The following is a 19,365-nucleotide window of genomic DNA, read 5'->3' as shown; positions in this document are numbered from 1 at the left end:
GCTGAATGCGCTTCGTGCTTGACAGAACAGTGTCAGGCAGATAGCTGCGCTTTCATTCACGACATTGATTTCGTGAATCATATGCCGCAAGCCGGACTTTCAAACCGCAACGTCCTTGTTCCAACGCTCAGGAGGCCGATGATGAGCAGCACGCCCCAGGAGTCCATGTGGACTTTTCTGACCAACCATACCCACGTTCTTTTCTGTCTTTCAAGGGACCCGCACATGCGCATGCGTGACATCGCGCTCGAGGTCGGCATCACGGAGCGCGCCGTCCAGCGCATCGTCGCCGAGCTGAGGGCCGACGGCTTCCTGGAGGGGGAACGCGAGGGGCGGCGGGTCGCCTACACCATCGATCGCGACAGGCACCTCCGTCACCCCCTGGAAAGCGGCTGCCGCATCGGGGACGTCCTCGCGGTGCTGGAGCGGGCGACGGCAGGTGCTCCATGAAGTGGGTCGTCCTCTCCGCGGGGTGCCTGTTCCAGATGATCCTCGGGGGCATATACGCCTGGAGCGAGTTCGTCCCGCTGCTCACCGCCGGCTACGGCCTGACCACCAGCCAGTGCGGGCTGATTTTCGGCGCCACCATCGCGGTCTTCACCTGCGTCATGATCCCCGCCGGGCGCTTCATGCAGCGGCACGGGGCGCGCCTTTCGGCGCTTGTGGGCGCGCTGCTGTTCGCCGCGGGGTACCTGATCGCGTCCTTGTCTGAGGGAGGTTTCATCCCGCTGTTCCTGGGCCTTAGCGTCGTCACGGGGGCCGGGATCGGCTTCGGCTACATCTGCCCCCTGACGGTCTGCATGCAGTGGTTTCCGGACAAGAAGGGGCTCGTGACCGGCGTCTCCGTGGCCGGCTTCGGGGCCGGCGCCATGCTTTTGAGCCTCGTGGCCGAGTACCTGCTGGTGACCCGCGCCATGGACGTGATGCATGTCTTCCGTGTCGTCGGGATCGGCTCCGGCCTGATCGCGGCATGCAGCGCCATGCTCCTGCGCGAGCCGCGGCACGGGCGAAGCGCCGCAAACCTCGGGCCTGCCGACGGCGACACGTCGCTTCCGCCCGGCCTGTTGCGGTCGCCAAATTTCGCGCTGCTCTGTCTGGGCATGTTCTGCGGCACCTTCGCCGGACTGCTGGTGGTCGGCAACCTCAAGCCCATCGCCTTGTCCCTGGGCTTGGGGAATTCCGCGGCCACGCTGGCCATTTCGGTCTTCGCCCTCGGCAACGCTCTCGGCCGGATAGGCTGGGGGCAGGTTCACGACCGCATCGGCACGCGCCGGACCATCGTCCTGTCCCAGGCCTTCCTGGGCCTGAGCATGCTGCTTTTCGTGCTGCCGTCCACACCCCCGTTCGTGTTCGCCGCGGTTCTGCTGACGGGTCTTGGGTTTGGCGGGTGTTTCGTCGTCTACGCGTCATCCGTCGTCGACCTGTTCGGGATGCGGATGTTTCCCCGTCTGTATCCCGTCTGTTTCCTCTGGTACGGCCTGGCTGCGCTAATCGGACCGCCCCTGGGGGGCATGGTCGCCGATGCGACAGGATCCTACGCGACGTCCATCGTCATGAGCGTTGTGCTTGTCCTGGCCACTGCGCCGCTGACATGGCGCTTCTTCCGGCTGCCGCATGCCGCTTCCGAAAATGCGGCAGCCGGGGAGATGACCTGACCGACCGTGCCGGCCCCTCAGCGGGTTGCCTGAGAATCAAAAAACCGCCCCGGTTTCCCGGAGCGGTCTGGTACGGGCGTGTCCTGGCGGACTCACGCGGGGGATGGGCGGTCAGACGAGCCGTTTGCACCACCGGCACAGCCGCGCGGACGGGGCTATCTCGTTCGTGCAGTGCGGACAGATCCTGCGAACAGGTGCGGGTTGGGCCTCCTTGTTGAGGACGGCGGGCATGAAGCAGGCGGCCGTTGTCGCCAGGGGGCCGAAAAACGCTCCCAGGACCAGCCAGCCGACAGGGTTTCTGCCCTTGGCGCCGGCCACGAGCGCGGCGCAGGCTCCCACGGCGATCCAGCCTATCACGTAGAGCATCACGTCTTCATCTCCTTCGTCACGATGCGGCGCCGCATAGCGGCACGCGATGTCATACAATTATGTATGTCGACTAACCATGTCTGGAATGAAGGTCAAGATTGTCATTTGCGGCCGGCTCGTCAGGGCGCGGCGGACGGGGCGGGGGCCGCCCGCCAGCCGCCTCCCATGGCCTTGTAGATGTTCACGAGGGAGGTCAGCAGCGCCGTGCGGGTCTGCACGGCGCTGAGCTCCGAGGGGAAGAGCTGCTGCTCGGCCTGGAGAACCGTGGAGTAGGGCGCATAGCCCCCTTCGTACTGCAGGTGTGCCAGGCGGACGTATTCGCTGTTGGCCCCGACCAGGCGCTCCTCGGACCGCATCTGCTCCGTGAGCCGCGCCTGCGCGTCCAGGGCGTTCTCGACGTCGGCGAAGGCGCTCTGGATCGCCGCCTCGTAGGACAGGAGGGCCGCCTTGCGGGCGGCCTCGGCCTGCCGGACCCCGCTCGTGACGGCCCCGCCCGTGAAGATCGGCCCGGTCACGGACCCGGCGTAGCTCCACATGCGCGACGTCCCCTTGAACAGGTCCGAGAGTTCCGAGCTCGTGAAGCCGTAGGCTCCGGTCAGGGTGATGGTCGGGAAGTAGAGGGCCCGGGCCGCGCCGATGTTCGCGTTGGCGGCGACGAGGCGCTGTTCGGCCTGGCGGATGTCGGGACGGCTGGCGAGGAGGTCCGAGGGCAGCCCGACGGGCACCGGCGGCAGACTGAGCTCGCCGATGGCCTTGCCGCGGTGGATGGGCCCGGGGTTGCGCCCCAGCAGGATGGACAGGGCGTTTTCGGTCTGTTCGACCTGCGACTGCAGCCTGGGGATGGCTGCCGCGGCGGTTTCGTACTGCGACCGGGCCTGGACCACGTTCATCTGCGACACCTGGCCGTAGGCGAAGCGCAGTTCGAAGATCCGCAGCGACTCGGCATAGGCGGCCTGGGTCCGCCTCGCCACCACCAGCTGCTCGTCGAGGCCCAGGAGCTGGATGTAGCTCTGCGCCACGGACGAGACCAGGGACAGGGTCACGCCCTGCCAGGCCGCCTCGGTGGCCAGGAGTTCGGCCCGGGCGGCCTCCGAGAGCCGCCGGATGCGGCCCCAGAGGTCGATCTCCCAGCTCGCGCCGGCCAGGGTCTGGAAGGACGATTTCGGGTTGTCGATGACCGAGTACAGCAGCGGCTCGTCGGTCTCGCTGGCGCGTTCCTCGGTCGCGGTGCCGCTGTACCCGATCTGCGGGAACAGGGGCGAGCGGGACTGGGTGAAGACCGCGGCCGCCTGTTCGATGTTGGCCGCGGCGATGGCCATGTCGCGGTTGCCGGTCAGGGCTTCGGCGATCAGGGCGTCGAGTTCCGGGTCCCCGTACTGCCGCCACCAGTCGACGTTGGCGGTCTGGTTCGCGTCCCGGTCGGCGTTGGCGAAGGTCTGCGGCACGTCGAGGGGCGGGCGGGCGTAGTCCGGCCCGACAGTGCAGCCGGCCATGAGGAGCATGAGGGCGAGGGTCACGAGGGCGCGCATGTCACTGTCCCTCCGGCTGTTCCGGCGGTTCGGCCGCGTTGCGCTTCGCCGCCCGCTTTTCCTCGGAGCGTTCGGCGAAGCGGTCGAAGAGGTAGAACAGAAGCGGCACGTAGAGCATGGCCAGCGTGGTCTCGCCGATCATGCCGCCGATGATGCCCGTGCCGATGGAGTGGCGGGCGTTGGCGCCCGCGCCCATGGCGATGGCCAGGGGCAGCACGCCGAAGGCGAAGGCCAGCGAGGTCATGATGATGGGGCGCAGGCGCTGTTCGCCGGCCTCGATGGTGGCCTCCATGATGGAGCGTCCCTGGCGGCGCAGCTCAACGGCGAAGGAGACCCGCAGGATGGCGTTCTTGGCGCCCAGGCCGATGAGCACCAGCAGGCCGATCTGGAAGTAGACGTCGTTCTCCAGGCCCCGCAGCCAGTTGGCCGTCAGGGCGCCGAGCACGCCGAAGGGCACGGCCATCATCACGGACCCGGGCAGGGTCCAGGATTCGTACTGCGCGGCCAGCACGAGAAAGACGATGACCAGGCCGAAGACGAAGGCCAGCATGGACGTGCCGCCGGCCTGCTTCTCCTCGAAGGCCAGTCCGGACCAGGCGAAGGCGTACCCGGCGGGCAGCACCTCCCCGGCGACCTCCTCCATGGCGGCGATGGCCTGGCCGGAGCTGAATCCGGCGGCCGCGCTGCCGTTGACCTTGGCGGCCGGGAAGCCGGTGAAGTGCGGCAGGAGGTCCGGGCCCGCGACCCAGGCGGTGGTGACGAGGGCCGAGAGGGGAACCATGCCCCCGTCGCCCGACCTGGCGTACAGGCGCGTCAGGTCCGCCGGGTGCTGGCGGTAGGCCGGCTCGGACTGCAGGACGACCCACCAGACCCGGCTGTATTCGTTGTACTGGCTGACCGTGAGGGACCCGAACTGGGCCTGGACGGCGCTGTACACGTCCTTGACGGGCACGCCCAGCAGGCTGGCCTTCTCCCGGTCCACGTCGATGCGCAGCTGCTGGGTCGTGGCCCGGAAGGTGCTGCTCAGTCCCGTCAGCTCCGGCCGCGTGCGCGCCTTGGCCAGGAACTCGCGGGTCAGGGCGTCGAGCCTGGCCGGCTCGCCCGCCGCAGTGTCCTGGATCCAGAACTCGAAGCCGCCCGTGGTCCCGATGCCCGGGATGGCCGGCGGCGCCACGGGCAGGACCAGGCCCTCGCCGATGGCGGCGGCCTCCCTGTGCAGGGCCATGAGGACGGCCCGGGCGTTCTCGGCCACGGCCCGCTTGACGGACTCGTAGCGCTCCTCGAAGGGCTTGAGCGTCACGAAGAACGTCCCCGCGTTGGTCTTGAAGCCGCTGTCGAGCAGGCTGTAGCCCGTGAGCTGGGTGCGCGTGTCCACGCCGGGAATTTTGCCGAAGATCCCCTCGACGCGGTCGGCCACGGCCCTCGTGCGGTCCAGGCTGGCCCCGTCGGGCATGACGATGGCGGCCATGACGTAGCCCTGGTCCTCGTTGGGCACGAAGCTCGTGGGCAGCACCTCGAAGAGGTGGACGATGGCGTAGACGAGGACGGCCAGGACGCCGAAGGCCACGAGCATGCGCCGGATGACCAGGGTCACGGCGTGGCCGAAGCCGCGCGTCAGGGCGTCGACGCCGCGGTTGAACCAGGCGAAGAAGCCGCGGGTCGGCGGCTGGCTGTGCCGCAGCAGCACCCCGCACATGGCCGGGGTGAGGGTCAGGGCCACGAACCCCGAGACCGCCACGGACACGACGATGGTGATGGCGAACTGCTTGTAGAGCTGGCCCGTGGAGCCGGGCAGGAAGGCCGCCGGGATGAAGACCGAGGCCATGACCAGGACCACGGCCACGAGGGAGCCGGAGATCTCCTGCATGGCCCGGATGGTTGCATCCTTCGGCTGGAGGTGGTGCAGGACCATGTTGCGTTCGACGTTCTCGACCACGACGATGGCGTCGTCCACGACCATGCCGATGGCCAGGACCAGGCCGAAGAGGGTCAGCAGGTTGATGGAGAAGCCCAGGGCCAGCATGCCGGCGAAGGTGCTGACCAGGGCCACGACGATGGCCACGGTGCAGATGACGGTGGTCCGGAAGTTCTGCAGGAAGAGATAGACCACGAGCACGACCAGCGCGATGGCCTCGAAGAGGGTGTGAATGACCTCCTCGATGGACAGGCGGACGAAATCCGTGGTGTCCAGGGAGATGGCGTAGTCGAGGCCGCTGGGGAAGCGGGATTTCATCTCCTCCAGGGCCCGGCGGACGTCCTTGGAGACCTGCAGGCCGTTGGCCCCGGGCTGCTGGTAGACGGCGATGAACGTGGCCGGCGTGCCGTTGAGCTTGCCTTCGAGGATGTACTGCCGCATGCCGACCTCGGCCCGGGCCACGTCCCCCAGGCGCACGATGCCGCCGCCGTCGGGGTTGGCGCGCAGGATGATCCGCTCGTACTGCGACGGCTCGGTGAAGGGGCGCTGGGAGACGACGGGGAGGGTCAGCTGCACCGGGCCGGCGGTGGGCTGCTGCCCGATCTGGCCGGCGCCGTAGAGCGCGTTCTGGCTGGCCACGGCCTGCTGGATGTCGCTGGTGGTGATGCCCAGCGACGCCATGCGGTCCGGGTTCATCCAGATGCGCATGGCCTGGTCCGGCGAGCCCATGATCTGCGCCTGCCCGGCGCCGGGCACCCGCTTGATGGCGTCCAGCACGTAGACGTTGGCGTAGTTGGCGATGTACCCGCTGCCGTAGCGCCCTTCCTCGGCGTAGACGGCGATGAGCATCATGATCGAGGACGCCTTCTTCTGCACCGAGACGCCGAGCTGCGAGACGGCCTCGGGCAGCTGGGGCAGGGCCAGGTTGACCCGGTTCTGGACCTGCACCTGGGCGATGTCCGGGTTCGTGTCGAGGCCGAAGTAGACCGTCAGGGTCAGCTGCCCGGTGGAGGAGCTGGCCGAGGACATGTAGAGCATGTTGTCGACGCCGTTGATCTGCGCCTCGATGGGCGCGGCCACGGAATCGGCAAGGGTCTGGGAGTCGGCGCCGGGGTAAGTGGCCTGGACCGTGACCTGCACGGGCGTGATGGGCGGGTACTGTTCGACGGGCAGCGCCGTCATGGCGACGAGACCGGCCAGACAGACGATGACGGCCACGACCGTGGCGAAGATGGGGCGGTCGATGAAGAATCTGGAGAACATGCCGCCTCCCGTTACTGGGCGCCCGCCGCGGGCCCGGCGCCGGCGGGCTTCGCGGACACGGCCATGCCGGGCTGGAGCGCGAGGGTGCCGTCGACGGCGATCCGCTCGCCGCCCTGCAGGCCCTCGAAGATGAACCAGTCGTCGCCGTGCCAGTTCCCGACGGTCACGGGACGCTGTTCGGCCTTGCCGTCCGCGCCGACGATCCACACGAAGTGGCCCTTGGCGCCCTGCTGCACTGCGCGCTGCGGCACGAGAATGGCCCCGGGCCGCACGGCGCCCTTGAGGCGCGCCCGCACGTACTGGTTCGGCCGCAGGTGGCCCTGCGGGTTGGGGACGCTGATGCGGACCAGGAAGGTGCCCGTCTGCGGGTCGTAGGACGGCTCGGCGAAGGTCATGCGCCCGGTGTGCGGGAAGAGCGAGCCGTCGACGAGCACGATCTCGACCTCGTACTCCTTGCCCGCCGGAGTGATCAGCCGGCCCTGGGCGATCTGGTCCCGGAACTGCTGCATCTCGTTTTCGGAGATGTTGAAGTTCACCCACATGGGCGAGAGCACGGCCACCGTCGTCAGCAGGCTGTTCTGGGGGTTGATGTAGGTGCCGTCGGCCTGCAGGGCCGCGCTGCTGACGCCGTCCACCGGGGAGGTGATGGTCGTGTAGGATAGGTCGAGCCTGGCCGCCTCGACCTGGGCCTTGGCCTGCTCGACCGAGGCGGCCGCCGACTGGTACTGGCCCGTCGCGTCGTCGAGGTCCTTCTGGGACAGGGCGTTCTGCTCGGTCAGGGGCTTGGTCCGGGCCAGGTTGCGCCGGGCCGTCTCATAGGCCGCCTCCTGCTTGCTGAGGGCGGCTTCGGCCTGGGCCAGCTGGACCTGGAAGGGCTTTTTGTCCATCTGGAAGAGGACCTGGCCTTCCTTGACCGGCGCTCCCTCTTCGTACAGCCGCCGGTCGAGGAAGCCGCTGACCCGCGCCTGGATGTTGATCAGGTGCGAACTCTGCGTCCTGGCGACGTACTCGAAGTCCACGGGCACGTCCCGCGCGACGACTTCCTGGATGGAAACGGACGGGGGGGCGGACGCCGGCGCCGGAGCCCCCTTGTCGCTCCCGCAGGCGCACAGGCTTGCGGCCAGCAGCGCGATTGCCGCCAATGTCGACAGTCTCGCGGTCCATGACGGTTCCGGTCGAAGTTCTGGCATCATCGGCGGCCCCTCTCTCTTCGCTTGCCGGTAGTCGTGAAGGGAAGATCAGGAATCGGTGAGGCGCGTAGCGCGAACCGCATTTTCGGGAAGGGCGAAGCCGCCGCCCGGATTCGCGGTCCGCTGCGGGAAATGTGAAACGAATACGCCCGATTTCAAGCAGCGGCAAGATAATTCCGTTATTCGGAGCACATGGCGTCTTGACACGGATCGGGCGATGGATGGAAGAAGGGCGGTCCGATACACATCCAGCAGGAGCGCCCTCCAATGGAAGAACAGAAAAAAACATGCCCGGCCTGCGGCAAGGAAATACCCCATCCCGCGCTGTATCGGTGCATCTCCTGCCATGTGCAGTATTGCGTGAGGTGCGAGGGCTCCGAGTCCGGGATCAAATGCCCCAAGTGCGGCCAGAGAGGCCGGATCGCGCTGGATCATCGCGCGTCCGGAAAGGGCGGGGCATAGCGGGCCTCCCAAAACGGCGATCTGCTGCCTCGGCGAAAACAGCCGGACCGCTCTTGAAGGCGGCGTCGGGCGCCATGTCCGGGATGGCCTCGGGCGGCACCACGGGGACGCCGTCCAGGCCGGCTCCCCGTTTTGACTCGTCGCTATCGCAGAAGGCCCTGACCGTGATGTCGCCGTGCAGCAGATTGGCGACCATGCGCCCGCCTTGCCCCACGCCCATATGATGACGTTTTTCATGCGAATTTTCGTCCTGGAAAAGGTGTTTCGTCAGCAGAGGCACAGATAGCGTCATCGGCGGGCCGTCAAAGGCAATGCTTCCCGGCCGCCCCGTTCCCCTACGCCCCCCTCCTTTTACTGCTGCCCAGTCGGGGCAGACGCAAGCCCTGCCGTCGTCGCAGGCTCAGGACCGCCGGGCGCGTTCATGGATGACAATGGTAATAATTTCCCGTAGTGATTACGTACTACATTATTGTAGTCGAAAACGGCTGTTACTCAGTATTTTGCCCTGCTCGCGCATCGGCATCGGGCGTCTGCATGCTTCGCGGCCCGGTCCGATCCGCCGGCGTTCTTCATGTCAGCAGCCAGGAACTGTCGATGGAAACCCGTATGCCCATTTCCGCAAGCAAACCGCTGCGGCTTCGCAAACTCGAAGGCAGGCCGGCGCCCTGTCCATCCTTCGTTGCCGGCGCTGCGGGCGACGCGGGTAGCCCCGCTCTTTTCACCGCGTGGGCCGGCCAAACGCCGGGCATTCACCTGCGGTTCCGGCGGGCCTGTCCGGTCAGGACGGACATGGGGATGTTTTGCGGTACGCCTGACGAGACCCCGATTCCGCCCGACGCCATTGCGGCAACCGGGATGGCGGGCGCATGATGCGCAACGGCCTCGCCCTTCCGGCGGACATGGGCAGGGCGGGCCGGTCCGGCCCGAGCCTGCGGCAGGAATGGCTGATCTTCGCCGCAGCCGCCGTCGTTCTCGGGGTGATGTTCGCGTACATGGTCTATTTCAGGCACTCGGTCATCACGGACCGGGAGAAGGACCGGCTCGTCCATGCCGCGTCCGTGGCCGGGATCATGATCGGCGACCAGCTCGACAAGATCCGCCTGACCCTGGACAGCATCCGCGCGAGCCTGGGCCCGAACCTGACCCCTGACGACGCGTCGGTCCTCTTCGTCAAGGACCGCCTCGACATCCTGGGAAGCGCCATGACCAGCGTGCGCACCCTGGCCGTGCTCGACGCGCAGGGCAACGTCATCGCCTCGAACCAGGCGCTGCTCATGGGACAGTCCTTCGCCCACCGCGAATATTTCCGCCTCCCCGCGGCCAACCCTCTGCCGGATACGCTCTATGTCAGCCCCCCCTTCGAGACCACGTCCGGGGTCTGGCTCATCGCCGTCTCAAAAGCCATCGTTCGGGCCGACGGTGCCCTGGAAGGGGTCGTCATGGCCTCCCTCGACCCCAGGGATTTTCGGTTGACCCTCGACGCGGTTCGCAACTCGCCGAAGACCTGGGCCGCCCTGGCCCACGGCGGCGGGACCATGTTCGTCTGGGAGCCCGCCGGGCGCGATCTCCGGGGGATGAACCTGGCCCAGCCCGGGACATTCTTCGAGCAGCACCTGAACGGCGGCCGGCCGGCGTCGTTTTACCAGGGCACGGTCAGGGCCAACGGCGAACGGTCCATGATCGCGCTGAAGACCGTGCAGCCCAAGGGCCTGCACATGAACACGTCCCTCGTCATCGGGGTCGGCTCCAGCCTGGAATCCTTCTACACGGACTGGACAGCGTACGCCGTCGGCCATCTCGCCGTCTACGTTCTGGTCATCTCCTTCGGCGGCGTGGCCCTGCACCTGATGCAGCGGGCTCGGCGGGCGTCGTCCCTGGAGGCCGAGTGGGCGGAAGCACAGCTGCTTGAATTGAATGCCGAACTGGCCACCTTCTTCGAGATCACCCCGAACCTCCTGGGCATCGTGGACATGGGCGGCGGCTGCCGCAAGCTCAATCCGGCCTGGGAAAGGGAGATGGGGTACGCGGTCGATGAATTCAGGGAGACGTCATTTTTCGATTTTTTCCACCCCGATGACATGGATGGCCTGAACGCCGCCATCGAGGAGCTGCGGCGCGTGGGCAAGGCGCAAAGCCTGGTCGCGCGCTTCAGGAACAGGGACGGGCAGTACAGGCATCTCGAATGGTCCCTGGCGGCCCGCCACGAGACCCTCTTCGTGGCCGCCCTGGACGTGACCGACCGCGTGGCGGAGGAAACCAAGCTGCAGATGATGGCCTACCACGACCGCCTGACCGGACTCCCCAATCGGGTGCTGTTCTTCGACCGCCTGCGGCAGGTCCTGGCCGTGGCCAGACGGGGCGGAAAAAAGGCGGCGGTCATGTTCATCGATCTGGACGGGTTCAAGGATGTCAACGACACTCGCGGCCACGACGCCGGCGACAAGGTGCTGCAGTCCGTGGCTGACCGCCTCGTGCGGCTGGTCCGCAAGGCCGACACGGTTGCGCGCCTGGGCGGGGACGAGTTCGTCGTCCTCCTGCACGAGGTGGGTTCTGCCGACGACGCCGCGAACGTGGCGCGCAAGGTCCTGGAGTCCGTGGGCGCAGAGATCCCCCTGGGGCACACGGGCGCGGCCCGTGTCGGAGCCAGCATCGGCATCAGCATCTGGCCGGACAACGGCGCGAGCGTGGACGACGTGCTCATGGCCGCGGACATGGCCATGTACCAGAGCAAGCAGAAGGGGAAGAACCGCTTCACCATGGCCCTCGAAGGTTGTCTCGGCCACGACGGAGTCTGCTTCGGCGACGCATATCAGGTGGGCATCGACGTCATCGACGCCCAGCACCTCGAACTCGCCGACACCGTCAGCAAACTCTGCAAGGCCCTGCGGGAAGGGCAGGAGCGGCCTGCGGTCCTCGGGCTCTTCGAGGAACTGCGGTCGTGCACGGAACGGCATTTCGCAACGGAGCACGGGCTGATGGTCCGGCATGGGTTTCCCGGCCGCGCCGATCATGACGAAAGGCACCGCAGCCTGCTGCGGGAACTGCGCGACATGGGGCCCGACCTCTCCAAGGAGGGCGCGCTGTTCCTGACGGACAAGCTGCGCCACTGGCTCCTGGAGCACATTCTGGAACAGGACAAGGCCCTCGGCGCATATCTGAAGGGCCTCGGGGATACCGGACCCGCGTCCGGTTAATGTTGACGGCGGGGACAATCCCGCCTTCCGGCGTTTCGCAGCCCGGAGCATCAGTTTCATCGTTTCTTGAGGAGGGATCTGCCGATGTACCAGCGACGTGTGCGTGTCTGCATCTACGCGGATGACCTTTGCATCGAAAATGCCTTGAAGGGCGCTGCGGCGCCTGAAAATTTCGAATATGTCATCGACACTTCCCGTTCTCTCGATGTGAGCCTGGCCAAGGAAAGCTCCGTCATCATTCTCGACCTTCCGCATGACGACGCGGTCATCCGCAGCATACACGAGGCGCGGGGCGAGGGCTCCGTTTTCGTGGTCTGCGCCGACGGCGGCGCAGCGGACGTCGCCGCCGCAACGTATCGGTGTTACGATGAATTGTGGCTCAAGCCCCTGGACGAAGAGAAGATCGCGTTTCTCTTCGGCCGGATAGCAGGGCGCTTGAAAAAGCGGGAGGATGCCTGGCTCACGGACGCCTGGCTGGAGACGCTCATAGACAGCCTGCCCGACCTCATCTGGTTCAAGGACGCCCGGGGCGCCCACCTGCGGGTCAACGACAGCTTCTGCGATGCCGTCGGGAAGACCAAGGCGGACATCCGCGGCAGAGGGCATTACTACATATGGGACATCGAGCCCGACGAGTACGCCAGGGGCGAATACGTCTGCCTCGAGTCCGAGGAGATCGTGCTTCGGCAGAAGAAGAACTGCCTCTTCGACGAGATCGTCAAGATCAAGGACTCCTTCCGCAAGTTCAAGACCTACAAGTCGCCCGTATTCGACCGCGACGGCCGCGTGCTCGGAACGGTCGGCGTGGCGCGCGATGTCACGGATCTGCAGAATCTGCAGATCGAAATGAACATTCTTTTCGAGAGCCTGCCCTTCGGCGTAATCGCGACCGACAAGGACCAACGCATCACGGGGGTGAACCAGAAATCCCTGGCCTTGTTCTCGGAGCGGGCCGGCAGTCTACTCGGGAAGAATTTTGACGTCATTCTCCGCGGCTATAAAGAGTGTTCTTCACAGGAAGAGTGTTGGATCGAAAATTCGAGAGAGGAAATCTTTCTTTTCTCAAAAAATAAGGTCCTCAAGATACAACAGGAAAACCTGCTTGATGTTTTCGGCGATTTTGCTGGATATATTTATCTATTTATCGATGTTACAGAAGATTACCATCAGAAGAACAAGCTCATAACCGACGCAAATACCGATTATTTGACAAAATTGAACAATCGGAGAAAATTGCATGACTTCTTGCGGATCACGCCGTGCATGTCCGGAACGTCATTAATTCTTGCAGACATCGACAATTTCAAACAGATCAACGACAAGTATGGCCATGATGAAGGCGATAGAATACTTGTGGCGTTTTCGGAAATTCTTCGGAATAATTTCAGCCCGGAGAACATTTTCCGCTTGGGCGGCGATGAATTTGCCATAATTCTGTCCGGCCCCGGCTCACCGGAAGCATGCATCTCGGAATCGGCACAGCGTGCCGCGCAGAAAATCATCGCGGAACTCGAAGCGCTTTCCCTGCATGACGATCTTTCCGTGAGCATCGGCATTGCGACGTCGACCAACGGCGATGAAGATTTCGGATCGCTGTTCAAGAAAGCCGATATCGCGCTCTACGACTCGAAATGCGCGGGCAAGAACACATGGACGGTCTACCGGCGGTCATGACCGCCGGATCACGCCCCGCGCGCACATCTCCCGGATCGTTCTCGTCGGCGAAGACCGCGGGCTCGAAAGACAAGGAAAGGACAACGTGGATCACCATACGGTACTTATCGTCGGCCGCGGCAAGCTCGCGGCCGAACTGCTGCAGGGGCTTGACGGGCCGGGGATTGCCGGCGTTCTCCCGTGGGACGGACGGGATGCCGCTGTCGGCGGGCCGTGCATGGTCGTTCATGCCGGTTCCGGACGAGAACTGGGCGATGTCTTCGACTTCTGTTCGGCCACGGGGTCCATCCTGCTCGACCTGTCCACGGCCGGCACGGACTACCCGGCCGAAGCCGCTTTCCCGCTGGTCGTCTGCCCCAACGTGAACATGCAGATGCTGTCCTTCATGGCCATGGTCAGGCAGTCCGCGGGACTTTTCCGGGGCCTCGACATCGGCATTTCCGAATCCCACCAGGCCTCCAAGAAGACGAGCCCCGGCACGGCCGTCCATCTGGCCCGCTCCCTGGGCGTCCCCGAGGCCGCCATCCGCTCCGAGCGCGACCCGCGGGTCCAGCGCGAGGTCCTCGGCATCCCCGAGGAATTCCTGGACCGCCATGCGTACCACGAGATCGTCATCAGGGACGCGCAGGTCGAGATACGCATGCAGACCCGGGTGCTGGGCAAATCGGCCTACGCCTCGGGCCTGTCGCAGCTCATCGGCATCGTGTCCGGGAAACGGCCCGGCCCGGGCTGCCATGACATCGTCGACCTGCTCCTGGACGGCGCCTAGCCCGCCGCGGCCGCCGTGTGCCGGGGCGGCAGACGAAACGAGGGTTCCAGTCCGTCGACGGAAACCCTCGTTTTTTCTTGCGGAGCTGTTGAACGCTAGGCCACGGCCGTCTTCAGCGCATCCCGGCTGAAGGGGAGTTCGCGCAGCCTGACGCCCGTGGCGGCGAAGACGGCGTTGGCCACGGCCGGGGCGGTGGGCGGCAGGCCCGGTTCGCCGATGCCGCCGACGGGGTGCCGGCTTTCGGCGATGAAGACCTCCACGGCCGGAACCTCCTTCATGCCAAGCAGACGATACTGCCCGTAGCCCAACGTGGCCACGCCGCCCTTGGCGAACTTCACGCGCTCGTGCAGGGCGATGCTCAGGCCCATGACCACGGCGCCCTCCATCTGGGCCGCGATGGCGCCGGGATACACGGCCGGCCCGCAGTCTACGGCGCAGACCACCCGGTGCACGGTGATGACCCCGGTCCTGCCGTCCACCGAGACCTCGGCCATCTGGGCCACGGACGAACCGAAGCACTCGGTCACGGCCACGCCCCGTCCGCGTCCCGCCGGGACGGGTCCGCCCCAGCCGGCCTTCTCAGCCAGCAGGGACAGGGTGCGGTGGGGGCGGGAGCCCTTTTCCATGAGCCCGAGGCGGAACTCCACGGGATCCTTCCCGGCCGCATGCGCCAGTTCGTCCATGAAGGACTCCACGGTGAAGCAGTTGTACGAGTGCCCCACGGAGCGCAGCCAGCCGACGGGGATGGGCAGGTCGGGGATGGCGTATTCGATGCGGAAGTTGGGGACGGAGTAGGGCATGCCCTCGACGCCCTCCACGGAGGTCGGGTCGAGGCCGTTCTGCACGGCCGAGGGCCACAGGCGGGACATGATCGACGACGCGACCAGCCTGTGGGACCAGGCCACGAGGTTGCCGTCGCCGTCCAGCCCGCCACGGATGCGGCAGACGCTGGCCGGGCGGAAGACGTCGTGGGCGAACTCGTCGCCGCGCGTCCAGACGACCTTGACCGGCCGCTTCAGCGCCTTGGACAGGGTGACGGCCTCGGTGACGACCTCGGTTTCGCCGCGGCGGCCGAACCCGCCGCCGCAGGGCGTGGTCATGACCTCGACCTTTTCGGGCTCCAGGCCGCAGATCCTTGCCGCCTCGGACTGGGCCGCGGTCTGCCCCTGGGTCGGCGCCCAGATGCGGCAGCGGTCCTTTTCCACGTGCGCGGTGCAGTTGGTCGGTTCCAGTTGGGCGTGAGCGACATAGGGCACGGCGTAGACCGACTCGACGACCGTGGCGGCCGCGGAGAGGGCTTGGGCTGCGTTGCCGGCGTTCTCGGCCACGGCGGCAGGGCCGTCCAGTTTCGCCAGGAGCTGCGCGGCGACGGCTTCGTCGTTCAGGTTCGGATGACTGCCCTCGCTCCAGCTGATCTTCAGGGCGTCCCGTCCCTGCAGGGCCGACCACGTCGATTCCGCGCAGACCGCCACGGCGTCGCCCACGGGGATGACGTCCAGCACGCCCCGAACCTGTCTGGCCCCGTCGGCGTCCACGGCCAGCGGCCTGGCCCCGAAGCGCGGCGGACGGGCCAGCACGGCGGTGCACATGCCGGGAACCCGGAAGTCGATGCCGAAGGCGGTGCGGCCCTGGACCTTGTCATCCATGTCCAGCCGTCGTTTCATGGTGCCGATGACGGCGTAGTCCGCAGGGTTCTTCAGGAGCGGGTCGGCGGGCACCGGCAGTGCGGCCGCCCCGGCGGCCAGTTCGCCGTACCCGAGACTGCGGCCGTCGGGGTGGCTGACCCTGCCCGCTGCGGTCGTGCAGGCCGCCGGGTCGACGCCCCACTGCGCTGCCGCCGCCTGCATGAGCATCAGTCTCGCCGCGGCCCCGGCCTTGCGCAGCAAGTCCCAGCGGTGCCGGATGCTGGTGCTGCCGCCAGTGACCTGCATGCCCCATTCGGGGTCCTTGAAAGGTTCGGCGGCAAGGGCCGTCCTGACGCGGACGAAGTTCCAGTCGGCATCCATCTCGTCTGCGATGATCATGGCCATGCCGGTGTGGGTGCCCTGTCCCAGGTCCGTCTGCCCGACCCACACGGTCACGTTGCCGTCGGCGTCAAGCTCGACGAAGGCGTGCGGGCGGAACGGGGGCGCCGGCGCGGCCGCCCCCGGGGAAACGTTCATGAGCATCAGCCCTCCGGGAGTGATGGCGACGGCCAGGACCAGGAGGCCGCTTTTCAGGAAACAGCGTCGTGACATGTCTTCGCTCATGGCTTCTCCTCCCTCATCCTGCCGGCGGCCCGGCGCATGGCCGGGATGACGCGCGGGTGCGAGCCGCAGCGGCAGGCGACGGCGTCCATGGCCGCGGCCATCTCCCCGTCCGGGAGGTCCGGCCTGGCGGTCAGGACGTCGACGGCCTGCAGCATCATGCCCGTCTGGCAGTAGCCGCACTGCGGCACCTGCAGTTCGGTCCAGGCGGCCTTCACGGGGTGGTCGGCGGGCAGGCCCTCGATGGTCAGTATTTCGCTGCCCTGGACGCTCTCGACGGGGGTGACGCACGACCGTTCGGCGTGTCCGTCCACCAGCACCGTGCAGACGCCGCACACCCCCTCGCCGCATCCGTACTTGACGCTGGTCAGCCCCAGGTTGTCCCGCAGCACCCACAGCAGGGGCGTGCCCGGGTCTGCGTCAACTTCATGGACCGTTCCGTTCACCTTCAACGATATCATGTCGCCTCCCTTGGCTGTCGTGGACCGCGGCCGGCGGTCGATAGCCGCCGGGGACCTGCCACCGTATTGGGTCAAAAATCGGTTTTGGTCAAACATCGGCGCGAAGATTCGCGATCACTGCAGAACGAGTTGTCCGCGCGCCGGGAATGGCCTAATCTTGCGCGGCGAGGAGGTGCCCCATGACAACGGAAAAATGCGCCGTCATCGATGAACTGCTGGCCATGCTGCAGCACAGGGACGGTCTGGTGCGGCAGAAGGGGAGGAGGCTCCTGGTCGAGGAGGGCGGGGCGGCCGTGCCCGGCCTGTGCCGGATCCTGCTGAACTCCCCGTCCAAGGACGCCCGCTGGGGCGCGGCCAAGGCCTTGGGCGAGATCCTCGACCCGGACTCGGTCCCGGCCCTGCTCGACGCTTTGGAAGACCGCAACTCCGACGTGGCCTGGCTGGCCGCCGTGGCCCTGAAGGGCCTCGGCCGCGAGGCCTGGAAGCCGGTCCTGCAGCGCCTGGTCGAGCGCGGCGTGGACAGCGTGGCCGTGCGCGACGGCGTCCACCACGTCTTCGTGGGCCAAAAATTCGACAGGTACGAGGAACTCTTCGCCACCGTCGTCCGTTCCCTGGAGTTCGGCGAACTCGATGAGGCCGGGAGCATGGCCGCGGCCGAAATCCTGAAAAGGATGCTGAACGACCTCTGGCAGGAATGCCGGGACATGGGAGAAGGGGGCGATCCGGGCTGAAACTCACCGGATTTTCGGGAACGGGTTGACAGGCCGGGGGCACTTCAGCTTCTCTCCGGTCGGCCTCCATCCGTCACGGACCCCGACCATCAACCCCGCGGAGCCGCATATGACCGACATCGTCATCCGCCCCATCGGCGTCATCCATTCCCCGTTCACCGACCGGGCCAATATGCCCATCCAGCCCTGCGGCGCCCGGGACACGGCCGGGACCGTCGTCGTGGACGAGGCCCTGGCCCCGGGCCTGCGCGACCTGGAAGGTTTTTCACACATCTACCTGCTGTACCATTTTCACATGAGCCAGGGCTTCGACCTGACCGTGGTCCCGTTCATGGAGCCAGCCGAGCGGGGGCTCTTCTCCACCCGCGCCCCCCGGCGGCCGAACCAGATCGGCCTGTCCGTGGTGCGCCTGCAGCGGGTGGAAGGCAACGTCCTGCACATCCTGGGCGTCGATGTCCTCGATGGCACGCCCCTGCTGGACATCAAGCCCTATTTCCGGGCCTTCGACGTCTTCCCCGACGCCGTGAGCGGCTGGGCCGAAGCGCATCAGGACAAGGCCGGGGACGTGCGTTCGGACGGGCGCTTCGCTAACCCCAGAGGGTGATGGCCGCGGCGATCATGCCGGAGCCGGCGTCCTGCGAGTCCGGACATGCGGCATGCAAAAGATGCCGCCCGCGTGTGAGTTTGTTTTGCCTTTGCGGCCTGTTCTTTGCTATCTTGTGTCCAAACCCCGGAGGACACCATGGAAAGCGCAGACCAGTCCGTGAAGATCATGGTTGAAGACGTCGAGCTGACCCTCCATCCTCTTGATTCCATTGACGTCGGCCTGACGCCGGCAGGGTTCGACCTTGTCCGCAGGGCCGCCTTTTCCATTCTCGGCGGGCGGATGCCCGTCGCCAACCTGGAAGAACTTTCCTTCCACCAGATCCTGGCCATGTTTTCAGACCTCGTCTGCTGGGAGGAGGCCTCCGGCAGGCTCTTCATGTGCGCGGACCTGCCCGGCCGGTGCTACTGCCTGCCCATCCCCGCGGAGCACTGGCGCGTCCTGACCAAAGGGCAGACCTTTCATTGACGGAGCCGGGCGGACGGCACGGAAACCCGAAGTCCGGCCGCATTCTCGACGTTCGGCGATTCCGGAAGGGCCCCAGCAGCGGGCCCTTTCTTTTTCTTGGGTTTCGGGCCGGTTTGGCGTAGCGGCCCGTGGACGACGTTCCACAGAACCGGGCCGGGATACAAAACCCTGCCCCAACCGGAGAGAGCACATGAAATCCGTCTGCGTATTCCTGGGATCAAGCGCCGGCAACCATCCGGCCTATGCACACGCAACGGCCGATCTGGGCCGCGAACTGGCCCGGCGCCGGATAACCTGCGTCTACGGCGGCTCCCGCACGGGGCTGATGAAGACCCTGGCCGACAGCGTCCTTGGTGCCGGGGGAGAGGTCGTCGGCGTGACCGTGCAGCTCCTCAAGGACAAGGAGGAGTTCCACCGGGGCCTGACGCGCCTGCATGTCGTGCCGACCATGCACGAGCGCAAGAACCTCATGATCGAACTGTCCGACGCCTTTCTGGCGCTGCCCGGCGGCATCGGCACACTGGACGAGCTCTTCGAGGTCTGCACCCTGAGCCAGCTCGGCTTTCACGCCAAACCGTGCGGCCTGCTCAACGTGAACGGCTTCTTCGAACCCCTGCGGGCCATGCTCGTCACGGCCGAACGCGAAGGGTTCATGAAAAGGCCGGTTCACGACGCCCTCGACGTGGCCGAAGATCCGGCCGCACTCCTGGACATGCTGCAGCGCAGGATTCCGTCCTTGATGTAACGGGCGACGGTTACAATTTATTTCCGGAAAATCGCTGCATAGAGGTTGTCCTTTTCGCACCGGACGGGTTACAGGTTTCTTGGACAACGG

At 66.4% G+C, this 19,365-nt stretch carries 16 protein-coding genes; 9 read left to right on the top strand and 7 right to left on the bottom strand.

Annotation, left to right across the window (positions count from 1 at the left end):
* Positions 1-141 precede the first annotated feature (141 nt).
* Both ACZ5AC_RS07230 and ACZ5AC_RS07225 read left to right on the top strand, forming a co-directional pair.
* A complete protein-coding gene (locus ACZ5AC_RS07230) occupies positions 142-450 on the top strand; it encodes a winged helix-turn-helix domain-containing protein (RefSeq protein WP_464250276.1) in 309 nt (102 codons plus the stop codon).
* Complete coding sequence (locus ACZ5AC_RS07225; protein ID WP_464250275.1) at positions 447-1,655, top strand: MFS transporter; 1,209 nt, start codon at positions 447-449, stop codon at positions 1,653-1,655. The genes ACZ5AC_RS07230 and ACZ5AC_RS07225 overlap by 4 nt, the downstream gene beginning before the upstream one ends.
* Positions 1,656-1,766: 111 nt before the next feature.
* Here the strand turns inward: ACZ5AC_RS07225 and ACZ5AC_RS07220 are convergent, their stop codons facing one another.
* The 5 genes from ACZ5AC_RS07220 to ACZ5AC_RS07200 all read right to left on the bottom strand — a co-directional run bounded on the left by ACZ5AC_RS07220 (position 1,767) and on the right by ACZ5AC_RS07200 (position 8,579).
* Positions 1,767-2,024: a hypothetical protein gene (locus ACZ5AC_RS07220; protein ID WP_464250274.1), complete on the bottom strand. Its 258-nt coding sequence runs from the start codon at positions 2,022-2,024 to the stop codon at positions 1,767-1,769.
* 119 nt (positions 2,025-2,143) lie between these two features.
* Positions 2,144-3,553, bottom strand: coding sequence for an efflux transporter outer membrane subunit (locus ACZ5AC_RS07215; RefSeq protein ID WP_464250273.1), 1,410 nt, complete (start codon positions 3,551-3,553; stop codon positions 2,144-2,146).
* Between the two features lies 1 nt (position 3,554).
* Positions 3,555-6,731, bottom strand: coding sequence for an efflux RND transporter permease subunit (locus ACZ5AC_RS07210; RefSeq protein ID WP_464250272.1), 3,177 nt, complete (start codon positions 6,729-6,731; stop codon positions 3,555-3,557).
* Positions 6,732-6,742: 11 nt separating this feature from the next.
* Positions 6,743-7,873: an efflux RND transporter periplasmic adaptor subunit gene (locus tag ACZ5AC_RS07205; RefSeq protein WP_464250271.1), complete on the bottom strand. Its 1,131-nt coding sequence runs from the start codon at positions 7,871-7,873 to the stop codon at positions 6,743-6,745.
* A 436-nt stretch (positions 7,874-8,309) separates the two neighbouring features.
* Complete coding sequence (locus ACZ5AC_RS07200; protein ID WP_464250270.1) at positions 8,310-8,579, bottom strand: hypothetical protein; 270 nt, start codon at positions 8,577-8,579, stop codon at positions 8,310-8,312.
* Positions 8,580-9,249: 670 nt separating this feature from the next.
* On the opposite strand from ACZ5AC_RS07200, the gene ACZ5AC_RS07195 reads away from it, so the two are divergent.
* From ACZ5AC_RS07195 to ACZ5AC_RS07185, 3 genes are all read left to right on the top strand, one after another.
* Positions 9,250-11,577 carry a diguanylate cyclase domain-containing protein gene (locus ACZ5AC_RS07195; protein WP_464250269.1) on the top strand — a complete coding sequence of 776 codons (2,328 nt, stop codon included), beginning with the start codon at positions 9,250-9,252 and terminating at the stop codon, positions 11,575-11,577.
* Between the two features lie 84 nt (positions 11,578-11,661).
* Entirely contained in the window at positions 11,662-13,251 is a 1,590-nt protein-coding gene (locus ACZ5AC_RS07190) for a sensor domain-containing diguanylate cyclase (RefSeq protein WP_464250268.1), read from the top strand.
* An 85-nt stretch (positions 13,252-13,336) separates the two neighbouring features.
* Positions 13,337-14,020 carry a dihydrodipicolinate reductase C-terminal domain-containing protein gene (locus tag ACZ5AC_RS07185; RefSeq protein ID WP_464250267.1) on the top strand — a complete coding sequence of 228 codons (684 nt, stop codon included), beginning with the start codon at positions 13,337-13,339 and terminating at the stop codon, positions 14,018-14,020.
* A gap of 95 nt (positions 14,021-14,115) precedes the next feature.
* On the opposite strand, the gene ACZ5AC_RS07180 is transcribed toward ACZ5AC_RS07185, so the two are convergent.
* Positions 14,116-16,269 carry a xanthine dehydrogenase family protein molybdopterin-binding subunit gene (locus ACZ5AC_RS07180; protein ID WP_464250266.1) on the bottom strand — a complete coding sequence of 718 codons (2,154 nt, stop codon included), beginning with the start codon at positions 16,267-16,269 and terminating at the stop codon, positions 14,116-14,118.
* The gene (locus ACZ5AC_RS07175) at positions 16,266-16,727 is read right to left on the bottom strand and encodes a (2Fe-2S)-binding protein (RefSeq protein ID WP_464250265.1); all 462 of its coding nucleotides are present in this window, start codon (positions 16,725-16,727) and stop codon (positions 16,266-16,268) included. Before ACZ5AC_RS07175 ends, ACZ5AC_RS07180 begins: the two co-directional genes overlap by 4 nt.
* Before the next feature lie 179 nt (positions 16,728-16,906).
* Here ACZ5AC_RS07175 and ACZ5AC_RS07170 point away from each other — a divergent pair, with 179 nt between their 5' ends.
* The 4 genes from ACZ5AC_RS07170 (at position 16,907) to ACZ5AC_RS07155 (ending at position 19,275) form a co-directional block, all read left to right on the top strand.
* On the top strand, positions 16,907-17,458 hold the full coding sequence (locus tag ACZ5AC_RS07170) for a HEAT repeat domain-containing protein (protein ID WP_464250264.1): 552 nt from the start codon (positions 16,907-16,909) through the stop codon (positions 17,456-17,458).
* 109 nt (positions 17,459-17,567) lie between these two features.
* A complete protein-coding gene (tsaA, locus tag ACZ5AC_RS07165) occupies positions 17,568-18,062 on the top strand; it encodes a tRNA (N6-threonylcarbamoyladenosine(37)-N6)-methyltransferase TrmO (protein ID WP_464250263.1) in 495 nt (164 codons plus the stop codon).
* Between the two features lie 138 nt (positions 18,063-18,200).
* The gene (locus ACZ5AC_RS07160) at positions 18,201-18,530 is read left to right on the top strand and encodes a hypothetical protein (RefSeq protein WP_464250262.1); all 330 of its coding nucleotides are present in this window, start codon (positions 18,201-18,203) and stop codon (positions 18,528-18,530) included.
* A 190-nt stretch (positions 18,531-18,720) separates the two neighbouring features.
* Complete coding sequence (locus ACZ5AC_RS07155; RefSeq protein WP_464250261.1) at positions 18,721-19,275, top strand: LOG family protein; 555 nt, start codon at positions 18,721-18,723, stop codon at positions 19,273-19,275.
* Positions 19,276-19,365: the final 90 nt, after the last annotated feature.

This window comes from Desulfomicrobium aestuarii (assembly GCF_055385525.1).
The sequence above is the reverse complement of the archived record's forward strand: the minus strand, read 5'-3'. Positions and strand labels throughout refer to the sequence as shown.

What these genes read in the sequence shown, in the direction of transcription:
- ACZ5AC_RS07175 (WP_464250265.1), bottom strand. Translation starts at nt 16,727, where the DNA reads ATGATATCGTTGAAGGTGAACGGAACGGTCCATGAAGTTGACGCAGAC.
- tsaA (WP_464250263.1), top strand. Translation starts at nt 17,568, where the DNA reads ATGACCGACATCGTCATCCGCCCCATCGGCGTCATCCATTCCCCGTTC.
- ACZ5AC_RS07225 (WP_464250275.1), top strand. Translation starts at nt 447, where the DNA reads ATGAAGTGGGTCGTCCTCTCCGCGGGGTGCCTGTTCCAGATGATCCTC.
- ACZ5AC_RS07190 (WP_464250268.1), top strand. Translation starts at nt 11,662, where the DNA reads ATGTACCAGCGACGTGTGCGTGTCTGCATCTACGCGGATGACCTTTGC.
- ACZ5AC_RS07160 (WP_464250262.1), top strand. Translation starts at nt 18,201, where the DNA reads ATGGAAAGCGCAGACCAGTCCGTGAAGATCATGGTTGAAGACGTCGAG.
- ACZ5AC_RS07170 (WP_464250264.1), top strand. Translation starts at nt 16,907, where the DNA reads ATGACAACGGAAAAATGCGCCGTCATCGATGAACTGCTGGCCATGCTG.
- ACZ5AC_RS07155 (WP_464250261.1), top strand. Translation starts at nt 18,721, where the DNA reads ATGAAATCCGTCTGCGTATTCCTGGGATCAAGCGCCGGCAACCATCCG.
- ACZ5AC_RS07230 (WP_464250276.1), top strand. Translation starts at nt 142, where the DNA reads ATGAGCAGCACGCCCCAGGAGTCCATGTGGACTTTTCTGACCAACCAT.
- ACZ5AC_RS07215 (WP_464250273.1), bottom strand. Translation starts at nt 3,553, where the DNA reads ATGCGCGCCCTCGTGACCCTCGCCCTCATGCTCCTCATGGCCGGCTGC.
- ACZ5AC_RS07195 (WP_464250269.1), top strand. Translation starts at nt 9,250, where the DNA reads ATGATGCGCAACGGCCTCGCCCTTCCGGCGGACATGGGCAGGGCGGGC.
- ACZ5AC_RS07210 (WP_464250272.1), bottom strand. Translation starts at nt 6,731, where the DNA reads ATGTTCTCCAGATTCTTCATCGACCGCCCCATCTTCGCCACGGTCGTG.
- ACZ5AC_RS07200 (WP_464250270.1), bottom strand. Translation starts at nt 8,579, where the DNA reads ATGGTCGCCAATCTGCTGCACGGCGACATCACGGTCAGGGCCTTCTGC.
- ACZ5AC_RS07180 (WP_464250266.1), bottom strand. Translation starts at nt 16,269, where the DNA reads ATGAGCGAAGACATGTCACGACGCTGTTTCCTGAAAAGCGGCCTCCTG.